Genomic DNA, 26,451 nt, shown 5'->3' with positions numbered 1-26,451 from the left:
GGCTACCGGATGGTCTTGCGCGCGGTGATCTGGCCGGTGTCGAAGCCGAGCAGGTGCAGTCCGCCGTGGAAGCGGGCGTGCTCGATCTTGATGCACCGGTCCATCACGATCGTGAGACCCTTCGATTCGCCGTATTCAGCCGCCTCCTGGTTCCAGATGCCGAGTTGCACCCACACCGTCTGGGCGCCGACCGCGAGAGCGTCATCGATCACGGACGGGATGTCGGACGCCTTGCGGAAGACGTCGACGATATCGGGCACCTCGGGCAGCGAGGCCAGATCGGGGTAGGCCTTCTGGCCGAGGATGGTGTCGGCCCGGGGGTTGACGAAGTAGACCCTGTAGTCGCTGGACTGCTGCAGGTAGGTGCCCACGAAGTAGCTGGAGCGGGCGGGGTTGGGGGAGGCGCCCACGATGGCGATGGACTTCGCGCGGCGCAGGATGCCCAGGCGCGCCTTGGCGTCCGGTCCCTCCCAGGTGCGCTGGGTGCGCAGCAGCTTGGCCAGCGGGGAATCGGCGGGAACGCTGCAGCTGAGCCCGTTGGTGAGCTGGACGGTTTCGGTGCTGTTCACAGTGTCGGTGCTCATGACGCTCCTGACGTGCCGGCGGCCTGGGCCAGGGCCTGGTCGAGATCGTAGATGATGTCGTCGACATCCTCAATGCCCACGCTGATGCGCACGAGGCCGGCCAGCACACCGGCGTCGACGAGCTGCTGCTCACTGAGCTGGGCGTGGGTGGTGGAGGCCGGGTGGATGACCAGGGTCTTGGCGTCGCCGATGTTGGCGAGGTGGCTGGCCAGGTCGACCGATTCGATGAAGGTGCGGCCGGCGTCGCGGCCGCCCTTGACGCCGAAGCTGAACACCGAGCCGGGGCCCTTGGGCAGGTACTTGAGGCTGCGCTCGTAGTGCGGGTGGCTGGGCAGGCCGGCCCAGTTGACGAAATCGACCCGCGGGTCGGCGTCGAGCCACTCGGCCACGATGCGGGCGTTGTTCACGTGCGCCTGCAGGCGGTAGGGCAGCGTCTCGACGCCCTGGGCGAGCAGGAACGCGGAATGCGGGGCCAGCACGGGGCCGATGTCGCGCAGTTGTTCGGCGCGGAGGCGGGTGAGGAAGGCGTACTCGCCGAAGTTGCCGGACCACTCCAGGCCGCCGTAGCTGGGCACGGGCTCGGTGAAGAGCGGGAACTTCTCGCTGTGCCAGTTGAACCGGCCGCTCTCCACGACGATGCCGCCGAGGGTGGTGCCGTGGCCGCCGAGGAACTTGGTGGCGGAGTGGATGACGATGTCAGCGCCCCATTCGATGGGGCGGCACAGATAGGGGGTGGCGATGGTGGAGTCGATGATCAACGGGATGCCGGCGGCGTGCGCCACCGCCGCCAGGCCCTCGATGTCGGCGACCTCGCCGGACGGGTTGGCCACGGTCTCGGCGAAGATCAGCTTGGTCTTGTCCGTGATCGCGGCGGCGTAGTCTGCCGGGTCGGCGGACTGCACGAAGGTGGTCTCCACGCCGAAACGACGCAGGGTCACGTCGAGCTGGGTGATCGAGCCGCCGTAAAGGTTGGCGCTGGAGACGATGTGGTCGCCGGAGCCGGCCAGGCTGGCGAAGGTGATGTACTGGGCGGCGAGTCCCGAGGCGGTGGCGACGGCGCCGAGGCCGCCCTCGAGGCTCGCGATGCGCTCTTCGAACGCCGCCACGGTGGGGTTGGAGAGCCGAGAGTAGACGTTGCCGTACTTCTGCAGGGCGAAGCGGGCCGCGGCATCCGCGGTGTCGTCGAAGACGAAAGCGCTGGTCTGGTAGATGGGCAGGGCCCGCGCCCCGGTCACTGCGTCGGGGATGTTCCCGGCGTGGATTGCCCTGGTCGTGAAGCCGTACTCGCGATCTGCCATGGGAGTACGCTACCGGCCCTGCGCCGGCCCCGAAGCGGGCGGACGTAACAGAGTGAAATCCGTAGCCCGGGCTCAGCGCCAGGCTCAGCTGACGGCCACGGCAGCCAGCGCCAGGACCGCGATGAGCAGCCAGGAGGCCAGCCCCACGCCGAGGGCACGCCCGCCGGTGCGCAGGAGCGAAGCCAGGCGCACGGAGGTGCCCAATCCGAACAGGGCCATGGCCAGCAGCACTGTCTGCAGGAGGTCCGCAATGTCGAGCACGGTGGCCGGAAGCGGAACGAAGGTGCGCACCAGCACCATGGCCAGGAACCCGGCGACGAACAGCGGAACGACAGGGGGACGCCGGGCGGCGGGGGAGCCGACCGGATCGACGGTGCCGTGGCCGCCGGCGGCCACGGCCACCCTCCTGCGCTCGTATACGGCCACGCCGGCCACGAGCGGGGCAAGCATCAGCACCCGGGTGAGCTTGACCACCACGGCCACGGCGAGGGCCGCCGAACCGGCGATCTGCGCCGTGGCGACCACCTGGCCCACGTCGTGCACGCCGGCGCCCACCCAGTGGCCGAACTGCAGGTCCGTCAGGCCCAGCGGATGCCAGAGCAGCGGCAGCACGCCGATCGCGAGGGTGCCGCACAGGGTGACCAGCGCCACCGGGGTGGCGGTCTCCTCGTCTTTGGCCTTGACCACCCCGCTCATCGCGCCGATAGCGGAGGCACCACAGACGGCGAAGCCGGTGGCGATGAGCAGCGGCTGGTTGCCTGGCAGGCCCACCCGGCGGCCCAGCCACAGGGTGCCGAAGAAGGTGAGTAGCACGATCAGCACGGTGGTGCTGATGGTGAGCCAGCCGAGTCCCGCGATGTCGACCAGGCTGAGCTTGAGGCCCAGCAGCACCACGCCGAGCCGCATCAGGCGTTTAGCCGCCAGGGACAGGCCGGGCTTCAGTGGGCCGGTCAGCGCGGGGCGCACCCCCGGCAGCTGCCCCACCACGATGCCGAGCACCACCGCCGCGGTAAGCAACGGCACCGCGGGCACGGCGGCATGCACGCCCCACGCGACCAGCGTCGCGCACGCGGCGGCCGCAACTCCCCACATCCACATCCCACAAACCTACCGATCGGCTCGCGAACCGTGAGAAAAGCCCCAACCCGGGCGCCGGATTGGGGCTCAACTCACGGTTCGCGAGTGCTTGGACTCTAACGGTGGTGGAAGCGCTGCACCATCGGGCAGTCGAACGGGTCGCGGGCGGCCAGGCCCACCTTGTTGAGGTAGGCGATGACGATGCCGTAGGACTCGAACAGACCGGTCTCGGTGTAGAGGATCTTGTTCGACTCGCAGTATTCCTTGGTGATCTCCTGGGCCTTCTTCAGGTGCGGGCGAGCCATGTTCGGGAACAGGTGGTGCTCGACCTGGTAGTTGAGGCCGCCCATGAAGGTGTCCATGAAGGTGCCGCCGCGGATGTTGCGCGAGGTGAGCACCTGGCGACGCAGGAAGTCGACCTTGCTCTCGTGCGGCAGCTGCGGCATGCCCTTGTGGTTCGGGGCGAAGGAGGCGCCCATGTAGACGCCGAAGACGGCCATCTGCACGCCGATGAAGGCGAACGCCATGCCCAGCGGCAGGAAGTAGAAGATGACGGCGAAGTAGACCAGGATGCGCGTGGTGAGCATGGTGATCTCAAGCCAGCGCTTGTCGACCTTGCCCTTGCCGAACACGGTCTTGAAGCCGTGGATGTGCAGGTTGATGCCCTCGAGGGTGAGCAGCGGGAAGAACAGGTAGCCCTGCTTGCGGGTGATGAACGAGGTGATCCAGTTGACCTCTGACGCGTCCTTCTCGTTGAAGCGGATCACGTCGGGGTCGATGTCGGGGTCCTTGCCGACCACGTTCGGGTTGGCGTGGTGGCGGCTGTGCTTGGTCATCCACCAGGCGTAGCTGATGCCCACGAAGAGGTTCGCGAGGATGCGGCCGGCCCTGTCGTTCGCGGGGCCGGACTCGAAGACCTGCCGGTGCGAGGCCTCGTGGGCGAGGAACGCGAACTGGGTGAGGATGATGCCGAGCACGCCGGCGATGATCAGCTGGTACCAGGAGTCGCCCAGCAGCACGAAGCCCACGCCGAGGCCGGCGGTGATCAGCACCAGGGCGGCGAAGACGCCCCAGTAGAAGCCCGTGCGGCGGCCGAGAAGGCCCAGATTGCGCACGGTGTGCAGCAGCGACGAGTACTCGGTGGTGGGATTCTTGGAGTCGCCACCCTTGCGAGTGCGGACAATACGCACCGTGGGTGCGGCAGATGCTTCCGACATGAGGCCTTTGGTTTGTATCTGGACTTCTCAGTCGGTTGTAGAGCAAACACTCGTCAAGCAGATACCGGATATCCTACGGGTCGAAGCACCGAAATCGTGGTGAATTCACACGCCTTTAACAGCCGATGTATTCCAATTTTGGCATACGTCGAGATGTATGCACGGTCTGCAATAAGTGTGAATCCGCTGATCAACGCCAGCTGGGGAGCCAGATGTGCAGTTGCCAGAAGGCGAACGGCACCTGGGAGCCGGTCCAGATCGGGAAGAAGAAGGCGCTCACCAGCACGGCGACACTCAGGAACGTCACGACGATGACGAGGCCGGCGGTGTTGTCCCTGTCGGTCTCGTTCCTGTCAGTGCCGCCGGACGGTGTCCGGCCCACACCGAGCAGCATCCCGATCACCAGGGTGAGCCCGAGGAGCAGGTACGGCTCGAACGCGATCGTATAGAACTGGAAGACGGTGCGGTTCAGGTACATCAGCCACGGCAGGTAGCCCGCGACCATGCCCATCAGGATCAGGCCCACCCGCCACTCGCGGTAGCGAGCCAGCCGGTAGACCAGGTAGAGGATGGCCGCGGTGGCCGCCCACCAGATGATCGGGTTGGCGATGCCCGTGATCGCCTCAGAGCAGGTGGTGTAGCCGCAGCCGTTCTCGCCCAGGGAACTGCCCTGGTAGTACATGCTCGTCGGCCGGGTCATCAGCAGCCAGGTCAGCGGGTTCGCCTGATACGGATGCGGCGTCACCAGGCCCACGTGGTAGGCGTACGCGGCCGCCTGGTAGTGCCAGAAACTCTGCAGCGAGTGCGGCACCCAGGCCAGCGCCCCCGTCCACGCCTGGCCCGCCTGGTCGGCCCAGTCCCGGTAGTACCCGCCCCTGGTGACGAACCAGCCGGTCCAGGAGACCATGAACGTGACCACGGCGACCGGCACCATCAGCAGGAACGTCACCGGAGCCTGCTTGAGGATCGCGCCGCTGATCCAGAACGGCAGCCCGGCCCGGCGACGGGCGAGCGCGTCGACGACCACGAGGTAGATGCCGAACGCGGCCAGGAAGTACAGGCCAGACCACTTCACCGAGCAGGCCAGCCCGAAGGCCAGGCCGGCCGCGAACACCCACGGCCGCCACCACAGGGCCGGGCCCCAGGTCGGTTCAACCTCGTTGTCCCGTTTCTCGGCCATCCAGGCCGCCAGTCGCTTCCGGTGGTGGTCGCGGTCCATCAGCACAGCGCCGAACCCGAGCAGCGCGAAGAACATCACATAGTTGTCGAGCAGGGCCACTCGGCTCATCACGATGGCGTTGCCGTCGATGGCGAAGAGGAAACCGGCGATCGACGCGAGCAGCACCGACCCGAAGAGCTTGTGCGCGATGAGCATGAGCAGCACGACGGCGAGCACGCCGATCAACGCCGTCATCACCCGCCAGCCGAACGGGTTGTCGGCGCCGAAGACGGCCATGCCCAGGGCGATGAGCCACTTGCCCAGCGGCGGGTGCACGACGAAGGATGCCGCGGTGCCGAAGATGTTGCTCTGACCGGCGGCGAAGAGGGCGTCGGCGCCCTCGGGCCAGGTGGACTCGTAGCCGTTGTTGAACAGGCTCCAGGCGTCCTTCACGTAGAAGGTCTCGTCGAAGACCAGCGAGGCGGGGTGGCCGAGGTTCCAGAAGCGCAGCACCGCGGCGAGGAGGACCACGAAGGCCGGCACGGCAAGCCGAACCCAGCGGTTCGACCACAGGGCGGGCCGACGGGTGGTCTCAGGGCCGGTGTCGCGGAGGGTGGGAAGCACCTGACCATCGTAGTGAGCCGGTGCTGCGAGACTGGGACCATGATCATTCTGGCTGCCACCCCTATCGGAAACCTCGGGGATGCCTCGACCCGCCTCATCGAGGCGCTGCGCACCAGCACCGTCATCGCCGCGGAGGACACCAGGGTCACCGTGCACCTGCTCAAGGCTCTCGGCATCGAGAACCGGCCCCGGCTGATCGCCCTGCACGACCACAACGAGCGCGGTAAGGCCGCCGAGCTCGTGGAGCTGGCCCGCGACACCGACCTGCTCGTGCTCAGCGACGCCGGCATGCCCACGGTCTCCGACCCCGGCTTCCACCTGGTGGATGCCGCCATCACTGCCGGCGTTCTCGTCACTGCCCTGCCCGGGCCATCCGCGGTGCTCACGGCTCTGGCCGTCTCCGGGCTGCCCACCGACAGGTTCACCTTCGAGGGCTTCCTGCCCCGCAAGCACGGCGAGCGGATGCAGGCCCTGCGCGAGGTGGCCACCGAACGCCGCACCATGGTCTTCTTCGAGTCGCCCAACCGGCTCGCCGCCTCCCTCACCGACCTCGCCGCCGCCCTCGGGGCCGACCGCCGGGTGGTGGTCTGCCGGGAACTGACCAAGTTCTATGAAGAGGTCAAGCGCGGCACCGCCGCCGAGCTTGCCGAGTGGGCCGCCGAGGGCGTGCGCGGCGAGATCTGCATCGTCGTCGCCGGCGCCGCCGCCCGGGTGCTCGACCTCGCCACCGGCGTCGAGGAGGTCCTGGCCCTCGTCGCGGCCGGCGCCAGGCTCAAGGATGCCGCGGCCGATGTGTCCGCCGCCTCGGGCCTCGGCAAGCGCGACCTGTACGAAGCGGCCCTCACCGGCAAGGCCGCCGGGGCCGGTGCGACCCGCACGAAGGTCGCCCCGCAACCCGAGCTGCCGCTGCTCTGACTAGCCCGCCACGGCGCGCGGCGTAACGGGGTCGATGGGCTGGGCACGTCCCCATAAGATGAAAGCATGTCCGACGGCTCATCTTTTTACATCACCACGCCTATTTTCTATGTGAATGATGTCCCGCACATCGGGCACGCTTACACGGAGGTGGCCGCGGATGTCCTTGCCCGCTGGCACCGCCAGCGTGGGGAGCACGCTTGGCTGCTCACCGGCACCGACGAGCACGGCCAGAAGATCCTGCGCACCGCCACCGCCAACGGGGTCACCCCCAAGGAATGGGCCGACCGTCTGGTCGAGACCGCGTGGAAGCCGCTGCTGGAGACTGTCGACATCAAGAACGACGACTTCATCCGCACCACTGACGTGCGCCACGAGGTCAACGCGCAGAAGTTCCTGCAGCACCTCTTCGACGCCGGACACATCTACACGGGCGAGTACGAGGGCTTCTACTGTGTGGGCTGCGAGGAGTACAAGCAGCCCAGCGACCTCGTCGACGGCACCGGCGAGTACACCGGCCAGCAGGTCTGCGCCATCCACTCCATCCCGGTCGAACTGCTGCACGAGAAGAACTACTTCTTCCGCATGAGCACCTTCACCGACCAGCTGCTGGCCCTGTACGAGGCCGACCCCACCTTCATCCAGCCCGAGTCCGCCCGCAACGAGGTCATCTCCTTCGTCAAGCAGGGCCTCTCCGACCTGTCGATCTCGCGCTCGAGCTTCGACTGGGGCATCAAGGTGCCCTGGGACGACAGCCACGTGGTCTACGTGTGGTTCGACGCGCTGCTCAACTACATCACCGCCGCCGGCTACGGCCAGGACGACGAGAAGTTCAGCCGCCTCTGGCCGGCCACCCACATCGTCGGCAAGGACATCCTCCGCTTCCACGCCGTCATCTGGCCCGCCATGCTGCTGGCCGCCGGGCTTCCCGTGCCCACCAAGGTCTTCGGCCACGGCTGGCTGCTCGTCGGCGGCGAGAAGATGAGCAAGTCCAAGCTCACCGGCATCGCCCCGAACCAGATCACCGACGTCTTCGGCTCCGACACGTTCCGGTACTACTTCATGCGCGCCATCAGCTTCGGCCAGGACGGTTCGTTCTCCTGGGAGGACCTCTCCGCCCGGTACCAGTCCGAGCTCGCCAACGGTTTCGGCAACCTGGCCTCGCGCGTCATCGCCATGGTCGTGCGCTACTGCGACGGCGAGATCCCGGCCGCCGGCACCCCCACAGAGGCGGATGCCGCCATCCGCGCCACGGAAATCCGGGTCACCGAAGCCGCCGGCGAGGCCATCGACAGGTTCGCCCTGCACGAGGCCCTGGCCTCGGTCTGGGAACTCGTCGACGAGCTCAACGGCTACATCACCGCGCAGGAGCCCTGGGCCCTGGCCAAGAACCCCGAGGATCGCGCGCGCCTCGAGACCGTGCTGCACACCGTGGTGCGGGGCCTCGGCACGCTCGCCGTGCTGCTCTCGCCGGTGACCCCGCAGGCCACCGCGACGCTGTGGACCGCCCTGGGCGGCACCGGTGTTGTGGAAGACCAGCGTATCGACCGGGCCTGGGAGTGGACCGGTGGCACCCACGTGTCGCCGCTGTCCGCCCTGTTCCCCCGCATCGAGGCCACTGTTGGCTAACCTGCCTGACGGCACCACGCACATCCGCTCGCGCGAGGCGACAGCGGGGCGGGACCTGGTCTACCCGCCCGCCCCGGTGCCGCTGGTCGTCGGCGTGTACGACAACCACACGCACCTCGAGATCAGCGACGGCAGCACCCCGCTCTCGGTGGCCGAGCAGCTCGACCTGGCCTCCAGCGTCGGCGTTCGCGGCGTCATCCAGGTGGGCACAGACGTGGCCACCTCGCGCTGGTCGGCCGAAATGGCCGCCCGCGAACCGCGGATGCTCGCCGCCGTCGCCATCCACCCCAACGACGCGCCGGACCTCGAGACCGCCGGCACCCTCGACGAGGGCCTCGCGGTGATCGACGAGCTCGCCGGCCGGCCCCGCGTGGTCGCCATCGGCGAGACCGGGCTGGACTTCTTCCGCACTCAAGCAGAGGGCAGAGCCGCGCAGTTCCGCTCCTTCGAGGCGCACATCGAGATCGCCAAGCGGCACGGCCTGGCGCTGCAGATCCACGACCGCGACGCCCACGACGAGGTCGTGGAGACCCTGCTGCGGGTCGGCGCGCCCGAACGCACGGTCTTCCACTGCTTCTCCGGCGGCGCCGACCTGGCCAGGCTCTGCGCCGAGCACGGCTGGTACATGTCCTTCGCCGGACCGGTGAGTTTCAAGAACGCCGCCACCCTGCGGGAGGCGTTGGCGGTGGCGCCCCGGCAGCTGCTGCTGGTCGAGACCGACGCGCCCTACCTCACTCCCACACCGCACCGGGGCCGGCCCAACGCGCCCTACCTGCTGCCGCACACGCTGCGAGCCATGGCCGAGCACCTGGCCACGGATGTCTCGGTGCTCGCCGCGCAGATCACCTCGAACACCGAACTCGTCTACGGCCGCTGGGATGCGGAACCCGTGGTGTTGACCGACCCCACCCGAGACCCCAGCATCAGCCCGGCCGGAGGCCTCGCATGACCGAATCTGCCCACAAGTCTGACAAAGACCCCTCCGCCGGCGCCCTGCTCGGGCCGGCCGAGATCCGCGACCTCGCCGAGTTGCTCGGGGTGAACCCGACCAAGAAGCTCGGCCAGAACTTCCTTCTCGACGGCAACACCGTTCGGCGCATCGTGAAGGTGGCCGCGGTCCAGCCCGGTGACACCGTGGTGGAGGTGGGGCCCGGCCTCGGCTCGCTCACCCTGGGGCTGCTCGAGGTGGGCGCCGCCGTCGTGGCCGTCGAGATCGACGACCGTCTCGCCGAGCAGCTGCCGCTCACCGTGCAGCTCATGCAGCCGGGCGCCGCGCTCACGGTCATCCGTGCCGACGCCCTGAAGATCGCCGAACTGCCCGGCGACCCCTCCCGGCTCGTGGCGAACCTGCCGTACAACGTGTCGGTGCCCGTGCTGCTGCACATGCTCGAGCACTTCGCCTCCATCCGCACCGGCGTGGTGATGGTGCAGGCCGAGGTGGGCGAGCGCCTCGCCGCCGCGCCCGGGTCCAAGATCTACGGCAGCCCCAGCGTCAAGGCCGCCTGGTACGGGCAGTTCCGCACCGCGGGCAAGGTGAGCCGGCAGGTGTTCTGGCCGGTCCCCAACGTCGATTCCATCCTGATCGCCTTCGAGCGCCGCAGCGCGGACCTCGAATCCGAGGAGCTGCGCCTGGCCACGTTCGCGCTCGTCGACGGGGCCTTCCAGCAGCGCCGCAAGATGCTGCGGCAGTCGCTCTCCACCGTGCTCGGCGGCTCCGCCGAGGCCTCCGCGGTGCTCACGGCAGCGGGCATCGACCCCACCGAACGCGGCGAGCAGCTCACCGTGCACGACTTCCTGGCCATCGCCAGGGCTTGGCTGGCGTCCTGAACCGTCACGGCGGCGGGGGAGTGCGACCGGGGCGTGCACGGCGCTGGGCTAGGTTAGAAACATGACCAACACGGCGACCTCACCGGTTGTGCATGCGCGGGCACCGGGCAAGATCAACGTCTTCCTCAAGGTGGGCGCCGTGATGGACGACGGCTACCACGACCTCGCAACGGCGTTCCAGGCCGTCTCACTCTACGAAGACGTGCGCGCAACGGCCGCCGATGACTTCAGCGTCGCCTTCACCGGGTCGATCGACACCTCGGCCCTGGCCGTCGACGGCAGCAACCTCGCCATCAAGGCGGCCCGCGCGCTGGCCACGGCCACCGGTTTCCGCGGCGGCGTGCACCTCGAGATCGACAAGAACGTGCCCATCGCCGGCGGCATGGGCGGCGGCTCAGCGGATGCGGCGGCCACGCTGCTGGCCTGCGACGAACTCTGGGGAACCGACATCGGCAAGGAAGAGCTGCTGAAGATCGCGGCCACCCTCGGCGCCGACGTGCCGTTCGCCGTGACCGGCGGCACCGCCATCGGCACCGGCCGCGGCGACCAGCTCAGCCCGGCGCTGGCCAAGGGCCAGTTCCACTGGGTGCTCGCCCTGGCCGAGTTCGGAATGTCGACGCCCTCGGTCTACAGCGAGCTCGACCGGCACCGCACCCGGCACGCCCAGGACATCTTCCCCGCCCAGCAGCAGCCCACCGTCGACTCCAATGTGCTCCAGGCGCTGCGCGCCGGCGACCCGGCCATGCTCGCCGAGTCGATGCACAACGATCTGCAGGCGCCGGCGCTGCAGCTGGCGCCCGGTCTCGGCCGGGTGCTCGAGCTCGGCGAGGCGAACGGCGCGCTGGCGGGCATCCTGTCCGGCTCCGGCCCCACCGTGGCGTTCCTCGTGCCTGACACCGACGCCGCCCTCGAGCTGCAGGTGGCGCTGAGTGCCGCCCGCCTGCACGTGGTGCGCGCCACCGGCCCCGTGCACGGCGCCCGCATCCTCACCACGTAGCAGATCGGCGGTCTCGGCTCCCAGCTGCGACGGCTAGGCTCGAACCCTATGGCACATTTGCTCGGGGCCGAGTCCCTGCACCTTGAATTTCCCACCCGCGTCATCTTCGACAGCGTCACCGCCGGACTGAACGAGGGTGACCGCATTGGCATCGTCGGCCGCAACGGCGACGGCAAGTCCACCCTCCTGCGCCTGCTCGCCGGCCGCATGGAGCCCGATTCCGGCCGGGTGACCCGCCGACGCGGCGTCACCATCGGCGTGCTCGACCAGTCCGACGACCTCGTCAACGGCCAGACCGTCGGCCACACCATCGTCGGCGGCATCGACGAGCACGTCTGGGCCAGCGACGCGAAGGTGCGCGACGTGATCGCGGGCCTCGTCCGCGACATCCCCTGGGACACCCTCGTCGACGACCTCTCCGGTGGCCAGCGCCGCCGGGTGGCCCTCGCCCAGGTGCTCATCGGCGACCACGACGTGGTCTTCCTCGACGAGCCCACCAACCACCTCGACGTCGAAGGCATCGCCTGGCTCGCCGGCCACCTCAGGAACCGCTGGGCGCAGAACTCCGGCGGCCTCGTGGTCGTCACCCACGACAGGTGGTTCCTCGACGAGGTCTGCAACATGACCTGGGAGGTGCACGACCGCCTGATCGAACCGTTCGAGGGCGGCTACGCCGCCTACATCCTGCAGCGCGTCGAGCGCGACCGGATGAGCGCCGTGATGGAGGGCAAGCGCCAGAACCTGATGAAGAAGGAACTGGCGTGGCTGCGCCGCGGAGCCCCGGCCCGCACCGCCAAGCCCAAGTTCCGCATCGACGCCGCCAACGAACTGATCGAGAACGAGCCGCCGCCCCGCGACACCGTGTCGATGCAGTCGATGGCCATGCAGCGCCTCGGCAAGGACGTGGTCGACCTGGTCGACATCACCGTCACCTTCGGCGAGAAGACCGTGCTCAACGACATCACCTGGCTGATCGCGCCGGGCGAGCGCACCGGCATCCTCGGCGTCAACGGCGCCGGCAAGTCGACGCTGCTCAACCTCGTGGCCGGCACCCTCGAGCCCACTAGCGGCAAGGTCAAGCGCGGCAAGACCATCAAGGTCGCCGTGCTCACCCAGCAGCTGTTCGAACTGGACGACATCCGCAACGACCGCGTCAGCGACGTCATCGCCCGCCAGCGCACCTCGTACATGGCCGGCGGCAAGGAGATCACGCCCGGGCAGATGCTCGAGCGCATGGGCTTCATGAGCGCGCAGCTCTCCACCCAGGTCAAGGACCTCTCCGGTGGCCAGAAGCGCCGTCTGCAGCTGTTGCTGATCGTGCTGGACGAGCCGAACGTGCTCATCCTCGACGAGCCCACCAACGACCTGGACACCGACATGCTCGCGGCTATGGAGGACCTGCTCGACTCCTTCCCCGGCACGCTGCTCGTGGTCTCGCACGACCGGTACCTGATCGAGCGCGTCACCGACAACCAGTACGCGGTCTCGGAGGGCGGGTTCCACCACCTGCCCGGCGGCGTCGACCAGTACCTGGAGCTCCGCAAGCGCCAGGTCGCCGGCGGCTCGTTCACCGCGGATGCGGCCTCGCCGACCTCCGCCAGCGTCAAGTCCTCCGGCAAGCCGGCGCTCGGCGGCGCCGAGCTGCGGAACGCGCAGAAGGAGCTCGCCTCGATCGATCGCAAGGTGGCCAAGCAGCAGGCCAAGATCAAGGAACTGCACAACACCCTTGCCGCGCACGACCAGAGCGACTACGCGGGCCTGGGCAAGCTCACCGCCGAGGTCACCGCGGCCGAAGACGCCGTCGCCGGCTTCGAAACCCGTTGGGTGGAACTCTCGGTGCTGCTCGAGAAGTGATCCATCTGTTTCATCGGCCGGCACCCCCGGTTGCAAGACCCGCCGCCCAGTTCGCAGTTCCTGTGACTGGGCGGTTGTGGTCGCAGTATCTGTGACGTTGTGTGTCTGCGTGGTTCAGGCGTCGTGCGTTCTGCGGATACCGTAGAAGAGTGCCACGCGACGCAGCGGCACAGTTCCCACGCGTAGATCCCGTGGATGCCCTGTGCCATAAGTCCCGAAGTTTGTGATCTCTTCGTCGTGCCCGGCGCACACTCCGCCCGCACCGGTGGAGTCACACAGCGAAACATGACATGAAACGTGGAGATCAGCGTGAGCGCGAAAATCCTGAAGAAGAAGAACCTCTGGGCGGCCCTGGCCGTCGTGCCCGTCGTGGCCCTGCTCGCCGGCTGCGCCGGTGCATCCGGAGGCGCTGACGATGAGACCGTGAAGATCGGCGTCGTCGGGGCCAGCGACCCGTACTGGGCCGACTACACCGAGGCCGCGGCGGCCGAGGGCATCACGGTGGAGATCGTCGACTTCGCCGAGTACACCCAGCCCAACCCCGCCCTCACCAACGGCGACATCGACATCAACCAGTTCCAGCACCTGGTCTACCTGGCCGACTACAACGTCTCCAGCGGCGAGGACCTCACGCCCATCGGCGCGACCGCGATCTACCCGCTCGGCCTGTACTCCACCAAGATCACCGACATCGCCGACCTCGGTGAGGGCGACACCGTTGCCGTCCCGAACGACGCGAGCAACCTGGCCCGCGCCCTCCTCCTGCTGCAGAGCGCCGACCTGGTGACCCTGAAAGACGGCGGATCCATCTTCACCACCCTCGACGACGTCGACACCGACAAGTCCAAGGTCACCGTCACGGCGCTCGAGGCCTCGCTCACCGCGACCTCGCTGCCCGATGTCGACGCCGCGGTCATCAACAACGACTTCGTCGAGAAGGCCGGACTCAAGTTCGAGGACGCCCTCATCAAGGACGACCCCTCCGACGAGTCCGCCCTCCCGTACGTGAACGTGTTCGCCACCCGCGCCGAGGACAAGGACAACAAGACCTACGCGAAGCTCGTCGACATCTTCCAGACCACGAAGGCCGTCACTGACGGCGTGCTCGACGTCTCCGGCGGATCCGCCGTGCTGGCGACCACGTCGGCCGCCGACCTGCAGGCCGCCCTGGCCACGGTCGAGGAAGACACCGCCGCACAGAAGTAGGCCCCACCCCGGCCGGTCGCTCCTCCCCGCGAGGAGCGGCCGGCCTTTCCACGTTCCAACCGAAGGACCGATATGCCCGCACCAACCCCGCTCGTCGAACTGAGAAATGTCAGCAAGGTGTACCCGGCCACCGTCAAGGGCGCACCGGATGTGACGGCCATCGACGACGTGAGCCTCACCGTCGACGCCGGCGACGTCTACGGCATCATCGGCTACTCCGGGGCGGGCAAGAGCACCCTCGTGCGCCTGGTGAACGTGCTCGAGCGCTCCACCGCCGGGCAGATCCTCATCGACGGCCGTGACGTCGCCGGCCTGCCCGAGCGGGAGCTGCGGCCGGTTCGGCTCGGCATCGGCATGATCTTCCAGCAGTTCAACCTGCTGAACTCCCGCACCGTCGCCCGCAACGTGGCGTATCCGCTCGAGGTCGCCGGCCGCGACAAGGCCGGTCGCGCCACGCGCGTCGCCGAGATGCTCGACTTCGTGGGCCTGGCCGACAAGGCTGGCTCCTACCCGGACCAGCTCTCCGGCGGTCAGAAGCAGCGCGTGGGCATCGCCCGCGCTCTGGCCACGTCGCCGGCCCTGCTGCTGGCCGACGAGGCCACCAGCGCCCTCGACCCGGAGACCACCCACGAGGTGCTCGAACTGCTCGGCCGGGTCAATCGCGAATTCGGGGTGACGATCATCGTGATCACCCACGAGATGGATGTCATCCAGACGCTGGCCACCAAGGTCGCCGTGATGGACAAGGGCCGCATCATCGAACGCGGCGACGTGTTCGACGTGTTCTCCAATCCGCAACAGGCGGCATCCGCCCGGTTCGTCTCGACGGTGGTGAAGGGGCTGCCCTCCGTGCCGGAGCTGGCCGTGCTGCGCGCCCGCCACACCGGTCGCATCGTCACCCTCGCCTTCCGCGAGGACACGGTCGACCAGACCCGGGTGTTCGGTGAGTTCTCCCGCGACGGCGTCGCGTTCCAGGTCGTCTACGGCGGCATCAACGAGATCCAGGGCCGCCCGTTCGGCCACCTCACCCTCACGCTGACCGGGGAGGACGCGACCATCGACGCCGCGCTCGACCGGGTGCGCGCGCTCACCACAGTCACCGAGGTGCGCTGATGTTCGACTCCCTCATCGACCTGCTGCCCGAATTCTGGAAGGCTGCAGGCGAGACCCTGTACATCGTCGGCCTCACCCTGCTCTTCGGCGGGTTCGGCGGCCTGGTCGTCGGCCTCGGCCTCTACCTCACCCGGGCGGGCAGCATCCTGGCCAACCGGGGCGTGTTCGGCGTGCTCAACGTGCTCGTCAACACCATCAGGCCCATCCCGTTCATCATCTTCCTGGCGGCCGTGCAACCGCTCACCCGCGCCGTGGTGGGCACCGGCATCGGCAACAACGCGATGATCTTCACGATCGCCCTCGCCGCCATGTTCGCGATGGCGCGGATCGCTGAGCAGAACCTGCTCACCGTGACGCCCGGCGTGATCGAAGCGGCCCGCAGCGTGGGTGCCGGCCCGATCCGCATCATCTTCACGGTGCTGCTGCCCGAGGCCCTCGGCCCGCTGATCCTCGGCTACACCTTCATCTTTGTGGCGCTCGTGGACATGTCGGCCGTGGCCGGGTATGTCGGCGGCGGCGGGCTGGGCGCGTTCGCGCTGCTCTACGGCTGGCGCCAGTTCGACCCCGTCGTCACCTGGGCGGCCGTGCTGCTGATCATCGTCTTGGTGCAGCTGGTGCAGTTCCTCGGAAACTGGCTGGCCCGCAAGGCGTTGCGGCGCTGACCCGCTAGTCGAAGTCCAGGCTCAGGCGGCGGAGCAGCGCGGCCAGGCGCTCCTGGTCGGCGCCGGAGAGGCTCTCCAGCAGGGCGGCCTCGGCGTCGACCAGGCGGGTGATCGCGGCATCCACCCGGGTGAGACCGCCCGCCGTCATGCCCACGAAGATGCCGCGGCCGTCGTTGGGGTCGGTGCGCCTGGTCACCAGGCCGCGTTCGACGAGCCTGTCGATGCGGTTGGTCATGGTGCCGCTGGAGACCAGGGTCTGCTGCAGCAGCAGCTTCGGGCTCAGCTCGTAGGGCGCGCCGGCGCGGCGGAGGGCCGAGAGCACGTCGAATTCCCAGGAGTCCAGTTCGGAGCGGGAGAACGCTGTGCGCCGGGCGCGGTCCAGATGTTTGCTCAGCCGGGCGACGCGGGAAAACACCTGCAGGGGTGCGAAATCCAGGTCGGGGCGTTCGCGCAGCCAGGCATCAACGATCCGGTCGACTTCGTCATTCGCAGGCATTCACTCATTATCCGGCCTTTACCGGGCCGGAACGGGCCGATGACGCCCGGGGCGTCGCACATCTGGCAGACTTGACTGCGTTGCCCGGCCTGAAAGCCGGAGCAATCCGCCGTGGTGTAATGGCAGCACGACAGCCTTTGGAGCTGTTAGGTCTAGGTTCGAGTCCTGGCGGCGGAGCTCGCAGTTGAGAGGAAACCCGTGACCGATTCCCGTCTCGCCGTCATCGTGCTCGCCGCAGGGCAGGGCACCCGCATGAAGTCCAGCCTGCCGAAGCTCATGCATCCGCTGGCCGGCCTGCCGATCATCAGCCACGTGCTGGCGACCGCCAGGGCGCTGGATGCCGCGTACGTCGTGACCGTGCTGCGCCACGAACGCGAACGCCTCGCCGAGCTCGTGACCCTCGACCTGCCGGAGAGCCTGCTCGTCGACCAGGACGAGATCCCCGGCACCGGCCGTGCCGTTGAGCAGGCCGTCGCCGCCCTGCCGGCCGACTTCGACGGTGACGTGCTCGTGATCAGCGGCGACGTGCCGCTGCTGAACGCCGCCACCCTCACCAACTTCATCGAGGCACACCGGGAGCGGGCCGTGTCGGCCACCGTGCTGTCGGCGTTCCCCGGCGACGTCACCGGCTACGGGCGCATCATCCGCGGTGTCGACGGCGGCTTCGACCGCATCGTGGAGCACAAGGACGCCAGTGAAGACGAACGCGCCGTCGACGAGATCAACGCCGGCGTCTACCTCTTCGGCCTGTCCGAGCTGCGCGACCAGCTGGCCAGGCTCACCACCGACAACGTGCAGGGCGAGAAGTACCTCACCGACGTGATCGGGCTGCTGCGCGCCGCCGGCTCCGAGGTGCGGGCCGTGCCCGTCGCGGATGCCTGGCTCGTCGCCGGCATCAACGACCGGGCCCAGCTCAGCGACACCGCCGCCAAGCTCAACGCCGTCATCGTGCGCGGCTGGCAGCTGGCCGGCGTGACCGTGCAGGACCCCGCCACCACCTGGATCGACCTCAAGGCGACCCTCGCGAACGATGTGACCGTGCTGCCCGGCACTCAGATCCTCGGCTCCACCACCGTGGCCACCGGCGCCACCATCGGGCCGGACACCACCCTGCTGGACTGCGAGATCGGCGAGGGAGCCACGGTGAAGCGCACCGACGGCACGCTCGCGGTGATCGGCGCCGGTGCCACCGTCGGCCCGTTCGCCTACCTGCGGCCGGGCACCTGGCTGGGCGCCGACGGCAAGATCGGCACCTTCGTGGAGACCAAGAACGCCGTCATCGGCGAGGGCAGCAAGGTTCCGCACCTGAGCTACGTCGGCGATGCGACGGTCGGTGTGCACTCCAACGTCGGGGCCGGCACGATCTTCGCGAACTACGACGGCGTGAACAAGAACCCGTCCGTGATCGGGTCGCATGTGCGCACCGGGTCGCACAACGTGTTCGTCGCGCCGATTAGGATTGGAGACGGAGCCTACACGGGCGCCGGAACGGTCGTCCGCAAGGACGTGCCGGCCGGCTCGCTCGCGATCAACGTGGCTCCGCAACGCAATATGGTCGGTTGGGTAGAGACCAACAGGCCGGGAACAGACGCGGCGATAGCCGCGTCACAGAGCGGAGACTAGGTGCCTGGAATCAAGAGCAGCGGCGAAAAGCGATTGGTGCTGATTTCGGGGCGAGCGCATCCACAACTCGCTATCGACATCGCCGCGGAGCTTGATTCGGAGCTGATCCCCACCGACGCGCGCACCTTCGCGAACGGTGAGATCTACGCCCGATTCGACGAGAGTGTGCGCGGTTGCGACGCCTTCGTCATCCAGTCGCACACCAACCCGATCAACGAGTGGCTGATGGAACAGCTCATCATGGTGGACGCGCTCAAGCGTGCGTCGGCCAAGCGCATCACCGTGGTCGCCCCGTTCTACCCGTACGCACGCCAGGACAAGAAGGGCCGCGGCCGCGAGCCGATCTCCGCCCGCCTCGTCGCCGACCTGTTCAAGGTCGCCGGCGCCGACCGCATCATGTCGGTCGACCTGCACGCCGCCCAGATCCAGGGCTTCTTCGACGGCCCTGTCGACCACCTCTTCGCCATGCCGGTGCTCCTCGAGCACTTCCGCGCCAAGCTTGACCCGTCCACCCTCACGATCGTGTCTCCGGACATGGGCCGGGTGCGTGTCGCCGACATCTGGAGCGACAAGCTCGGCGCCCCGCTGGCCATCATCCACAAGCGCCGCGACCCGCTGGTGCCCAACCAGATCACCGTGCACGAGATCGTCGGTGACGTGAAGGGCCGCGTCTGCCTGATCGTCGACGACCTGATCGACACCGGCCGCACCATCGTGCAGGCCGCTGAGGCTCTCGTGGCCGCCGGCGCCATCGGCGTGGTCGTGGCCGCGACGCACGCCGTGTTCAGCCCGCCCGCGCTCGACCTGCTGCAGAACCCGGCCATCCAGGAGGTCGTCGTCACCGACACCCTGCCGATCCCCGAGGACAAGCGTTTCCCCACGCTGACCGTGCTGCCGATCGCGCCGCTGCTGGCCCGCGCCATCCACGAGGTCTTCGACGAGGGTTCCGTCACGTCGATGTTCGAGGGCGCCGCGTAACGCATCCGTACCACTGCTTCGCCCGGCCGGTCCCGTTCTCGGGGCCGGTCGGCGTCGTTTCCGGGCCGTCGTCAGAGCACGAGTTCGACGGTGAAGGTCGCCGAGTCGCCCACATCGATTCCCTCGGCCGTGCGGATGGCCTTCTTCACCGGCAACACGAACCGGCCCGACCCGCTCTCCGGGAAGATCGAGGTCTCCCACCGGGAGCCGTTCAGGGCGACCCGCACCCGCTGTGAGCCGAATCCGGTGCGCAGTCCGTCGGTGAGGTCACGGATGTCCGCGGACTGGTCCTGTGGAAGCGACACGAAGACCCAGGCGTTCATGCTCTCGGTGTTCCACAGCGTCGTGGTGAAGGTGAAGGTGGGCCCGGTGGGGAGCCTGCCGTCGCTGTCGGGGCTCATCGGCTAGGACACGCTCGTGGCCGGCGGCCGGAACGGACCGGGGATGATGCCCAGCGGTAGCACGAAGGTCTGGCGCTCGTTCTGGTCGATCGCGTAACACTGCCAGCCGAAGCCGCCTGCCCCGCTCACCTCGAACCGGGCGTCGAAACCCTCCGACAGTGGGTAGTAGCGCGCCACGGCCTGGCTGCAGGCCCGCACCGCTGTGGCCGAGGCGATGCTGAGGCCGGTCAGCACGCCGGGCACGACCAGGGCGACGAGGCCCAGCACCACGACGACGCGCGTGAGCAGCACCATCCGCCGGCCGCGCAGGGGCCGGGAGGAATCGTTCGGTTCGTAGCCGGACAGCTCGGGATGAAATTCGCTCATAGGTGCCATCCAGTAAATCAGACCCGCCGACGGGAACTGTTCCCCGTGCGGACATTTGCGGCCGGTGCGCCGGACGCAGAAGTCCGCAGCGGCAACAGTTGTGGCGGGCGTTCGGTGGATGCCTGTCGTTCACCTGGCCTACCTACGCTGGTTGGGTGAACGACCGAAACGAACCGGACAACCCGGCTGCGCTGCAGCGGCACCTCGGCACGGGTAGCGCGATCGTCGTCGGCCTGGCCGCCATGATCGGCGCCGGGGTCTTCTACGTCTGGGTTCCGGCAGCGTCCGCGGCCGGCTCCGGCCTGCTCATCGGGCTCGTGCTGGCCGGGCTCATCGCGTCGCTGAATGCCCTGAGCTCCGCGCAACTGGCGATGAGCCATCCGGTCTCGGGCGGGGCCTACGCCTTCGGCCGGGCGACCCTCGGCCCGTGGTGGGGTTTCTCGGCCGGTTGGTTGTTCCTGGCCGGCAAGACGGCGTCGGCCGGTGCCATCGCCCTGATCCTGGGCGGCTATCTGTGGCCGGGGCAAGCCAGGCTCGTGGCCGTGCTCGCCCTGCTCGTGATGGGAGCTGTGAACCTGGCCGGCATCCGCAGCACGGCCAGGCTCAGCGCACTGGTGGTCTTCCTCGTGCTCGGCGGACTGGCCGTGTTGGTGGTTGTGGTCGGCGCCGGCCTCGTCGGCGGAGCCCGCGCGGCCGTCTTTCACCCCGGCACCCTGGTCGATGCCGGCTGGTCGGGCATCCTGCAGTCGGCCGGCCTGCTGTTCTTCGCCTTCGCGGGTTACGCGCGCATGGCCACGCTGGGGGAGGAGGTGCGTGACCCCCGCCGCAGTCTGCCCCGGGCGATCGTGATTGCTCTGGGCCTCGCCCTTCTGGTCTACGGGGTGATCGGCTGGCTCTGCATCATCGTGCTCGGACCGGCCGCCCTTACCACCTCTGCCTCGCCGCTGGCCGATCTGGTCGGTGGGACCGAGCCGTGGAGCGGCATCATCAGGCTGCTCGCCGCCGTGGCCTGCCTGGGCTCGCTCGCCGGCATCCTGGCCGGGCTCAGCCGCACCGGGCTGGCGATGGCGCGGGAGGGCGACCTGCCCGGCGGGCTCAGCCGCGTCTCGGTGACCCGGCAGACACCCGTCACGGCCGAGGTGAGCGTGGGCCTCGTCGCGATCCTCGGCGTGCTGGTGCTCGACCCGGCTCAACTGGTGGGCTTCTCGGCCTGCGCCGTGCTCGTCTACTACGCGATCGCGCATCTGGCCGCCCTGCGCCAGCCGCGTGCAGAGCGCTGGTTGCCTCGCGCAGTGCAGTACCTGGGCGTAGCGGGCTGCCTGCTCCTCGCAGTGACCCTGCCCTGGCCCGGAGTGCTCGCCGCGATCGCCTGGCTCGCCCTCGGCCTGCTCGGCCGCGCCCTGCGCCTGTCCCGCGCCGCCCGCCGCGCCAGGCGCCCCCGCCCCGCCCGCCACCCCTAACTGTTCCCCATCCGGACATCTGCGTCCGGCACGCCGGACGCAGATGTCCGTTCGAGCAACAGAAGCCGGCGGTGGCCCCGCCTCCCCAGGCTGTCGTCGTGCCGGTTCTGCACAGCCGTGCGCGCGGCCCGCGACGGCGGACCTGCGGGTGCGACGCTCGGGCCATGACTGTTGACCGGTTGGACCCACAGACGGGCCTGTTCCTCGTGAAGAAGATCGGCGTGAGCGACACCGACGCCAGACACGCCCGGCGGGAGGTCGACCTCGGCGAGGCCACCCGGCTCAGGCGCGGCGTCTTCACGACGGCGGAACGCTGGCGGAGTATCGACCTCGGCCAAAAGTACCTGGACCGGATCCGGGCCGTCGTGGAGACCAGGAAACACGACCCCATCGTCAGCCACCAGTCCGCGGCCGCGCTCTGGGGAATCCCGCTGGGCAGTCCCTGGCCAAACGCGGTTCACGTGCTGGCCCGGCCGGCCTCCCACGCACGCAGCAAGAACGGGGTGCTCGTGCACCGGGCCGAGTTCGACTGGGACGAGATCGTCGAGATCGACGGCGTGCTCGTCACCAGTCCGGCGCGCACCCTGGTGGACCTCGCCAGGACGGTGAGCTTCGCTGATGCCGTCGTGGCCCTCGATCACGGTCTGAACCCGGACCGCGCCGACCCGCGGGTGCTCGTATACGCCGACGAGCTGTCGGAGGCCCTGACCAGGGTCGTCTCGGTGCGCGGACTTGTCAGGGCGCAGCGCGCGCTCGATTTTGCCCGGCCGAACGTGGCCAACCCTGGAGAGTCGCTGAGCCGGGTCGCGATCTTCGAGCTGGGGTTTCCCGACCCTGAGCTGCAGGCGCGGCACCGGAACCCCCGCGGCGGCTGGTACTACGCCGATCATGAATGGCTGGACTTCAGGCTGATCGGCGAGTTCGACGGCAAGGGCAAGTACCTCAAGGAGGAATACCTGCGGGGACGCGCTCCCGGCGATGTCGTCTACGAGGAGAAGATTCGCGAGGATCACCTGCGCGCCGAGGGCTTCACCGTGGTGCGGTGGGGCTGGGCCGAGCTGGCCGACCGGGCGGCATTGTCGCGGCTGCTCCGCGGAGCCGGACTACCGGTCATCCGCTGAACCGCGCCGGCCGACCGTGCAGACAACTGTTGCCCGTCCGGACTTCTGCGGCCGGCGTACCGGGTGCAGATGTCCGCACGGGCAACAGTTGCCGGGCGGGTGGTGCGGGGGAGCGGACTCTAGTGTGAGGAGCCCTCGGTGACGATCTCGCTGCGGTCGCCGGACCACAGGGTGTGGAAGGTGCCTTCCATGTCGACGCGCTTGTAGGTGTGCGCACCGAAGAAGTCGCGCTGGCCCTGGGTGAGTGCCGCGGGGAGGCGGTCGGCACGCAGGCTGTCGTAGTACGCCAGCGACGACGCGAACACCGGCGCGGGGATGCCGGCGTGAGCGGCGTCGGCGACGACGTTGCGCCAGGAGTCCTGCGCCTTGGCGACGACATCCGTGAAGAACGGGGCGGTGACGAGTGAGACGAGCCCGGGGTTCTCGGTGTAGGCCTCGGTGATGCGGTTGAGGAAGCGGGCGCGGATGATGCAGCCGCCGCGCCAGATCTTCGCGATGTCGCCCTTCTTGATGTCCCAGTTGTACTGCTCGGCGCCGGCGACGATGGCGTCGAAGCCCTGCGAGTACGCGATGATCTTCGACGCGTAGAGCGCCTGGCGAACACCCTCGATGAAGCCGTCCACGTCCTCGACCGGGTTCGCGGTCGGGCCGGGAAGGGCGGCCGCGGCGGCACGCTGCGCGGGCTTGGAGGAGACGGAGCGGGCGAACACGGCCTCGGCGATGCCGGAGACGGGGATGCCGAGGTCCAATGCGGTCTGCACGGTCCAGACGCCGGTGCCCTTGCTGCCGGCCTGGTCGAGGATCACGTCGACGAGAGGCTGGCCGGTCTTGGCGTCGACCTGCTTGAGGACTTCAGCGGTGATCTCGATGAGGTAGCTCTCGAGGTCGCCCTTGTTCCACTCGGTGAAGATCTCGGAGATCTCGACCGGGGTCTTGCCGGTACCGCGCCGGATGAGGTCGTAGGCCTCGCCGATGAGCTGCATGTCGGCGTACTCGATGCCGTTGTGGATCATCTTGACGAAGTGGCCGGCGCCGTCGGTGCCGACGTGGGTGACGCAGGGCACGCCGTCGACGACCGCGGCGATGGATTCGAGGATCGGGCCGAGGGTGACGTACGCCTCGGCGGAGCCGCCGGGCATGATGCTCGGGCCCTTGAGGGCGCCCTCTTCGCCGCCGGAGATGCCGGCGCCGACGAAGTTGATGCCGGTCTCGCGCACGGCCTTCTCGCGGCGCAGGGTGTCGGTGAACAGGGCGTTGCCGCCGTCGACGATGATGTCGCCGGGCTCGAAGAGCTCGGTCAGCTGGCTGATCACGGCGTCGGTGCCCTTGCCGGCCTGAACCATGATGATCGCCGTGCGCGGGGTCTTCAGCGACGCGACGAACTCCTCGATGGTCTCCGAGGCCACAAAACCGGCCTCGGGGTGCTCGTCGGTGAGCAGCCGGGTGCGCTCGGGGGAGCGGTTGTACACCGCGACGGTGTTGCCTTCGCGGCTGGCGAGGTTGCGGGCGAGGTTGGAGCCCATCACCGCCAGTCCGACGACGCCGATGTTTGCTGAACCGGTTTCTGACACGCAAATCTCCTTTGGGTCTGTGAGCGAGGACCACAATCAAGATTACTGGTCCGCTACCCCAATGTAATCATACTTATTGACCGGATGCGGCCGTCCAGGTCGGTTGGACCTCCGCGTAGGTGCGACGCATGATGAGCTCCATCGCCTCCCTGGCCTGCCCGGGGTGGCCGCCCGCGACCGCGTCGGCCACGTCCGCGTGCAGCTGCAGGGTGTTCTCGTGCGGATGGTCGGGCATCAGGCCCAGGTCGGTGCGCCCGGACAGCACCGCCGCGATGGGCTCGTCGAGCTTGGCGAACATCTCGTTGCCCGACCCCTGCAGCACCAGCCGGTGAAAGCGGATGTCGAGCTCGAGGAACCTGGACACGTCACCGGAGGACCCCACGACGCGCATCAGCTCGGCCACCTCGATCAGCTCGGCGGAGACGGAGGGGTCCGCGTGCCTGGCCGCCAACTCTGCCGCCATCGGTTCCACGGCGGAGCGGAGCTCGGTCAGTGACCGCAGCTGGTCTCCCTTGCCGGGCCCGAGCAGGCGCCAGCGGATGAGGGTGGGGTCGTAGACGTTCCAGCTCTCCGCCGGCAGAACCCTGATGCCGACCCGTTTGACGGACTCGACGAGCCCCATCGACCCCAGCACCCTGATGGCCTCCCGGATGACGGACCGGCTCACTCCCTGCCGGCGCTCGATCTCATCGGAGAGCAGCACGGCCCCCGCCGGAACCGCGCCGTCGACGATGGACCGTCCGACGTCTTCGGTCACTCGGGTGTGCAGGCTGGCCATGATCGTCATGTTATCGGGGTCGTGCGGCCACCCCACTCGTCCGCTAGACTCTTGAGTTGAACTTCGGCGAGGGATTCGCGCCAGTCGGGCAACCGGCACCTGCGAAATCCGTAATCGACGCGGCGAAAAGTCCCCCCAGGCCTTTCCTCACGCTGACATGCGTTCGAGTTGAACCAGCATCCGTACTGCGGGCTTCGTGCCCGCACCATCAATACGGGCACACCAGGCCCGCAAGGAGACACCATGGCTGAGGCCAAGAACAACAACAACAAGATCGCCGCTGACGCCCGCGTCAGCTTCGGCAAGGGCGCTGCCCGCAAGCTGCGCGTGCTCGGCAAGATCCCCGCCGTGATCTACGGTCACGGCACCGACCCCGTGCACGTGGCCCTGCCGGCCCACGAGATCGGCCTGCTGCTGCGTCGTGCGAACGCCGTGCTGGAGCTCGACGTCGAGGGCACCACTCACCTGACCCTGGTCAAGGATGTGCAGAAGGACCCGGTTCGCCAGATCATCGAGCACCTCGACCTCATCGTCATCCGCAAGGGTGAAAAGGTCCAGGTCGAGGTCGCCGTGCACGTCACCGGTGAGCCCGCCGCCGGCACCACCGCCGACCTCGACGCCAAGACCCTGCTGCTCGAGGTCGAAGCCACCAACATCCCGCAGAGCGTCAGCGTCGATGTCGAGGGCCTCGAAGACGGCGCCCTCATCCACGCCAGCGAGATCACGCTGCCCGAGGGCGCGTCGCTCATCTCCGACCCCGAGATGGTTGTCGTCGGTGTGCACCTGCCGGCCGAGGAAGAGGAAGAGGAGACCGCCACCGAGGAGGCTCCCGCCGAGGAAGCTGCCGCAGAGTAGCTTTCCCCCTTCGTGATCACCGGACAGAAAACTGCGTAAAGGAACCCCCTGGACGAGAATCTCTGGCTCGTAGTCGGGCTCGGTAACCCCGGGCCCGGCTACGCCGGTAATCGCCACAACGTGGGCCACATGGTGACAGCCGTGCTGGCCGACCGCCTGCGCGCGAACTTCAAGAACCACAAGGCGAACGCCTCCGTCGCCGAAGGCCGCAGCGTCCCCGGCGGCCCCAAGCTCATCCTGGCCAAGCCAAACAGCTTCATGAACCTCTCCGGCGGCCCCGTCGCGGGCCTGCTGCGGTTCTACTCCCTCGATGTCTCCCGCCTGATCGTCGTACACGACGAGCTCGACCTGCCGTTCGACACCCTGAAGATCAAGGTGGGCGGCGGCCACGGCGGCCACAACGGGGTGCGGGACATCATCTCCGCCGCGGGCAGCAACGAATTCACCCGCATCCGGATGGGCATCGGCCGCCCGCCCGGCCGTCAGAACGCGGCCGACTTCGTGCTGCACGACTTCAGCAGCACCGAGCGGGCGACCCTGCCGATCATGCTCGAGGATGCCGCGGACGCCATCGAGATGATCGCCTTCGACGGTGTCACCGCGGCCCAGCAGAAGTTCCACGCTCCGCCCGCCTAGCGCG

General features: G+C 68.6%; 25 protein-coding genes and 1 tRNA gene. 16 read left to right on the top strand and 10 right to left on the bottom strand.

What is annotated here, in order from left to right; genetic code table 11:
• Positions 1-2: 2 nt before the first annotated feature.
• The 5 genes from BJQ94_RS12805 to BJQ94_RS12785 all read right to left on the bottom strand — a co-directional run bounded on the left by BJQ94_RS12805 (position 3) and on the right by BJQ94_RS12785 (position 5,959).
• A complete protein-coding gene (locus tag BJQ94_RS12805) occupies positions 3-584 on the bottom strand; it encodes a CoA-binding protein (RefSeq protein ID WP_265397984.1) in 582 nt (193 codons plus the stop codon).
• Positions 581-1,882, bottom strand: coding sequence for an O-acetylhomoserine aminocarboxypropyltransferase/cysteine synthase family protein (locus BJQ94_RS12800; RefSeq protein ID WP_265397983.1), 1,302 nt, complete (start codon positions 1,880-1,882; stop codon positions 581-583). Before BJQ94_RS12800 ends, BJQ94_RS12805 begins: the two co-directional genes overlap by 4 nt.
• An 84-nt stretch (positions 1,883-1,966) precedes the next feature.
• Complete coding sequence (locus tag BJQ94_RS12795; protein WP_265397982.1) at positions 1,967-2,980, bottom strand: putative sulfate exporter family transporter; 1,014 nt, start codon at positions 2,978-2,980, stop codon at positions 1,967-1,969.
• A gap of 95 nt (positions 2,981-3,075) precedes the next feature.
• A complete protein-coding gene (locus BJQ94_RS12790) occupies positions 3,076-4,176 on the bottom strand; it encodes an acyl-CoA desaturase (RefSeq protein ID WP_265397981.1) in 1,101 nt (366 codons plus the stop codon).
• 190 nt (positions 4,177-4,366) lie between these two features.
• Entirely contained in the window at positions 4,367-5,959 is a 1,593-nt protein-coding gene (locus tag BJQ94_RS12785) for a phospholipid carrier-dependent glycosyltransferase (protein ID WP_265397980.1), read from the bottom strand.
• A gap of 39 nt (positions 5,960-5,998) precedes the next feature.
• Here BJQ94_RS12785 and rsmI point away from each other — a divergent pair, with 39 nt between their 5' ends.
• The 9 genes from rsmI to BJQ94_RS12740 all read left to right on the top strand — a co-directional run bounded on the left by rsmI (position 5,999) and on the right by BJQ94_RS12740 (position 16,162).
• Positions 5,999-6,874, top strand: a complete 876-nt coding sequence (rsmI, locus tag BJQ94_RS12780) for a 16S rRNA (cytidine(1402)-2'-O)-methyltransferase (RefSeq protein ID WP_265397979.1) — start codon at positions 5,999-6,001, stop codon at positions 6,872-6,874.
• A gap of 66 nt (positions 6,875-6,940) precedes the next feature.
• A complete protein-coding gene (gene metG, locus BJQ94_RS12775) occupies positions 6,941-8,503 on the top strand; it encodes a methionine--tRNA ligase (protein WP_265397978.1) in 1,563 nt (520 codons plus the stop codon).
• Between the two features lies 1 nt (position 8,504).
• Positions 8,505-9,452, top strand: a complete 948-nt coding sequence (locus BJQ94_RS12770; protein ID WP_265398000.1) for a TatD family hydrolase — start codon at positions 8,505-8,507, stop codon at positions 9,450-9,452.
• Positions 9,449-10,330, top strand: coding sequence for a 16S rRNA (adenine(1518)-N(6)/adenine(1519)-N(6))-dimethyltransferase RsmA (rsmA, locus tag BJQ94_RS12765; RefSeq protein WP_265397977.1), 882 nt, complete (start codon positions 9,449-9,451; stop codon positions 10,328-10,330). The genes BJQ94_RS12770 and rsmA overlap by 4 nt, the downstream gene beginning before the upstream one ends.
• A 61-nt stretch (positions 10,331-10,391) precedes the next feature.
• On the top strand, positions 10,392-11,327 hold the full coding sequence (locus BJQ94_RS12760; RefSeq protein WP_265397976.1) for a 4-(cytidine 5'-diphospho)-2-C-methyl-D-erythritol kinase: 936 nt from the start codon (positions 10,392-10,394) through the stop codon (positions 11,325-11,327).
• Between the two features lie 48 nt (positions 11,328-11,375).
• Positions 11,376-13,181 (top strand): ABC-F family ATP-binding cassette domain-containing protein, encoded by a 1,806-nt coding sequence (locus BJQ94_RS12755; RefSeq protein WP_265397975.1) that lies wholly within the window; start codon positions 11,376-11,378, stop codon positions 13,179-13,181.
• A 309-nt stretch (positions 13,182-13,490) separates the two neighbouring features.
• A complete protein-coding gene (locus tag BJQ94_RS12750) occupies positions 13,491-14,387 on the top strand; it encodes a MetQ/NlpA family ABC transporter substrate-binding protein (RefSeq protein ID WP_265397974.1) in 897 nt (298 codons plus the stop codon).
• A 72-nt stretch (positions 14,388-14,459) separates the two neighbouring features.
• Positions 14,460-15,500 carry a methionine ABC transporter ATP-binding protein gene (locus tag BJQ94_RS12745; protein ID WP_265397973.1) on the top strand — a complete coding sequence of 347 codons (1,041 nt, stop codon included), beginning with the start codon at positions 14,460-14,462 and terminating at the stop codon, positions 15,498-15,500.
• Positions 15,500-16,162 (top strand): ABC transporter permease subunit, encoded by a 663-nt coding sequence (locus BJQ94_RS12740; protein ID WP_265397972.1) that lies wholly within the window; start codon positions 15,500-15,502, stop codon positions 16,160-16,162. Before BJQ94_RS12745 ends, BJQ94_RS12740 begins: the two co-directional genes overlap by 1 nt.
• A 4-nt stretch (positions 16,163-16,166) precedes the next feature.
• On the opposite strand, the gene BJQ94_RS12735 is transcribed toward BJQ94_RS12740, so the two are convergent.
• Entirely contained in the window at positions 16,167-16,658 is a 492-nt protein-coding gene (locus tag BJQ94_RS12735) for a MarR family transcriptional regulator (protein ID WP_265397971.1), read from the bottom strand.
• 105 nt (positions 16,659-16,763) lie between these two features.
• On the opposite strand from BJQ94_RS12735, the gene BJQ94_RS12730 reads away from it, so the two are divergent.
• The 3 genes from BJQ94_RS12730 (at position 16,764) to BJQ94_RS12720 (ending at position 19,259) form a co-directional block, all read left to right on the top strand.
• Positions 16,764-16,835, top strand: a tRNA-Gln gene (locus tag BJQ94_RS12730).
• 21 nt (positions 16,836-16,856) lie between these two features.
• Positions 16,857-18,281, top strand: a complete 1,425-nt coding sequence (gene glmU / locus BJQ94_RS12725; protein ID WP_265397970.1) for a bifunctional UDP-N-acetylglucosamine diphosphorylase/glucosamine-1-phosphate N-acetyltransferase GlmU — start codon at positions 16,857-16,859, stop codon at positions 18,279-18,281.
• The gene (locus tag BJQ94_RS12720; RefSeq protein WP_265397969.1) at positions 18,282-19,259 is read left to right on the top strand and encodes a ribose-phosphate diphosphokinase; all 978 of its coding nucleotides are present in this window, start codon (positions 18,282-18,284) and stop codon (positions 19,257-19,259) included.
• Positions 19,260-19,330: 71 nt separating this feature from the next.
• On the opposite strand, the gene BJQ94_RS12715 is transcribed toward BJQ94_RS12720, so the two are convergent.
• Together BJQ94_RS12715 and BJQ94_RS12710 are read right to left on the bottom strand one after the other, a co-directional pair.
• Positions 19,331-19,660, bottom strand: a complete 330-nt coding sequence (locus BJQ94_RS12715; protein WP_265397968.1) for a DUF1905 domain-containing protein — start codon at positions 19,658-19,660, stop codon at positions 19,331-19,333.
• A 3-nt stretch (positions 19,661-19,663) separates the two neighbouring features.
• Complete coding sequence (locus BJQ94_RS12710) at positions 19,664-20,026, bottom strand: hypothetical protein (protein WP_265397967.1); 363 nt, start codon at positions 20,024-20,026, stop codon at positions 19,664-19,666.
• A 155-nt stretch (positions 20,027-20,181) separates the two neighbouring features.
• On the opposite strand from BJQ94_RS12710, the gene BJQ94_RS12705 reads away from it, so the two are divergent.
• Positions 20,182-21,486 carry an APC family permease gene (locus BJQ94_RS12705; protein WP_275875489.1) on the top strand — a complete coding sequence of 435 codons (1,305 nt, stop codon included), beginning with the start codon at positions 20,182-20,184 and terminating at the stop codon, positions 21,484-21,486.
• A 164-nt stretch (positions 21,487-21,650) separates the two neighbouring features.
• On the top strand, positions 21,651-22,607 hold the full coding sequence (locus tag BJQ94_RS12700) for a hypothetical protein (RefSeq protein WP_265398362.1): 957 nt from the start codon (positions 21,651-21,653) through the stop codon (positions 22,605-22,607).
• A gap of 119 nt (positions 22,608-22,726) precedes the next feature.
• On the opposite strand, the gene gndA is transcribed toward BJQ94_RS12700, so the two are convergent.
• The gene (gndA, locus tag BJQ94_RS12695; RefSeq protein ID WP_265398373.1) at positions 22,727-24,184 is read right to left on the bottom strand and encodes an NADP-dependent phosphogluconate dehydrogenase; all 1,458 of its coding nucleotides are present in this window, start codon (positions 24,182-24,184) and stop codon (positions 22,727-22,729) included.
• Positions 24,185-24,251: 67 nt separating this feature from the next.
• Positions 24,252-24,956, bottom strand: a complete 705-nt coding sequence (locus BJQ94_RS12690) for an FCD domain-containing protein (RefSeq protein WP_345893444.1) — start codon at positions 24,954-24,956, stop codon at positions 24,252-24,254.
• 243 nt (positions 24,957-25,199) lie between these two features.
• On the opposite strand from BJQ94_RS12690, the gene BJQ94_RS12685 reads away from it, so the two are divergent.
• Both BJQ94_RS12685 and pth read left to right on the top strand, forming a co-directional pair.
• Positions 25,200-25,811: a 50S ribosomal protein L25/general stress protein Ctc gene (locus BJQ94_RS12685; RefSeq protein WP_265398363.1), complete on the top strand. Its 612-nt coding sequence runs from the start codon at positions 25,200-25,202 to the stop codon at positions 25,809-25,811.
• Positions 25,812-25,859: 48 nt separating this feature from the next.
• The gene (pth, locus tag BJQ94_RS12680; protein WP_265398375.1) at positions 25,860-26,447 is read left to right on the top strand and encodes an aminoacyl-tRNA hydrolase; all 588 of its coding nucleotides are present in this window, start codon (positions 25,860-25,862) and stop codon (positions 26,445-26,447) included.
• Positions 26,448-26,451: the final 4 nt, after the last annotated feature.

The organism is Cryobacterium sp. SO2 (assembly GCF_026151165.2).
Lineage (GTDB): Bacteria > Actinomycetota > Actinomycetes > Actinomycetales > Microbacteriaceae > Cryobacterium.
Note: the sequence above shows the minus strand (reverse complement) of the source record. Positions and strands in the feature narration are given on the sequence as shown.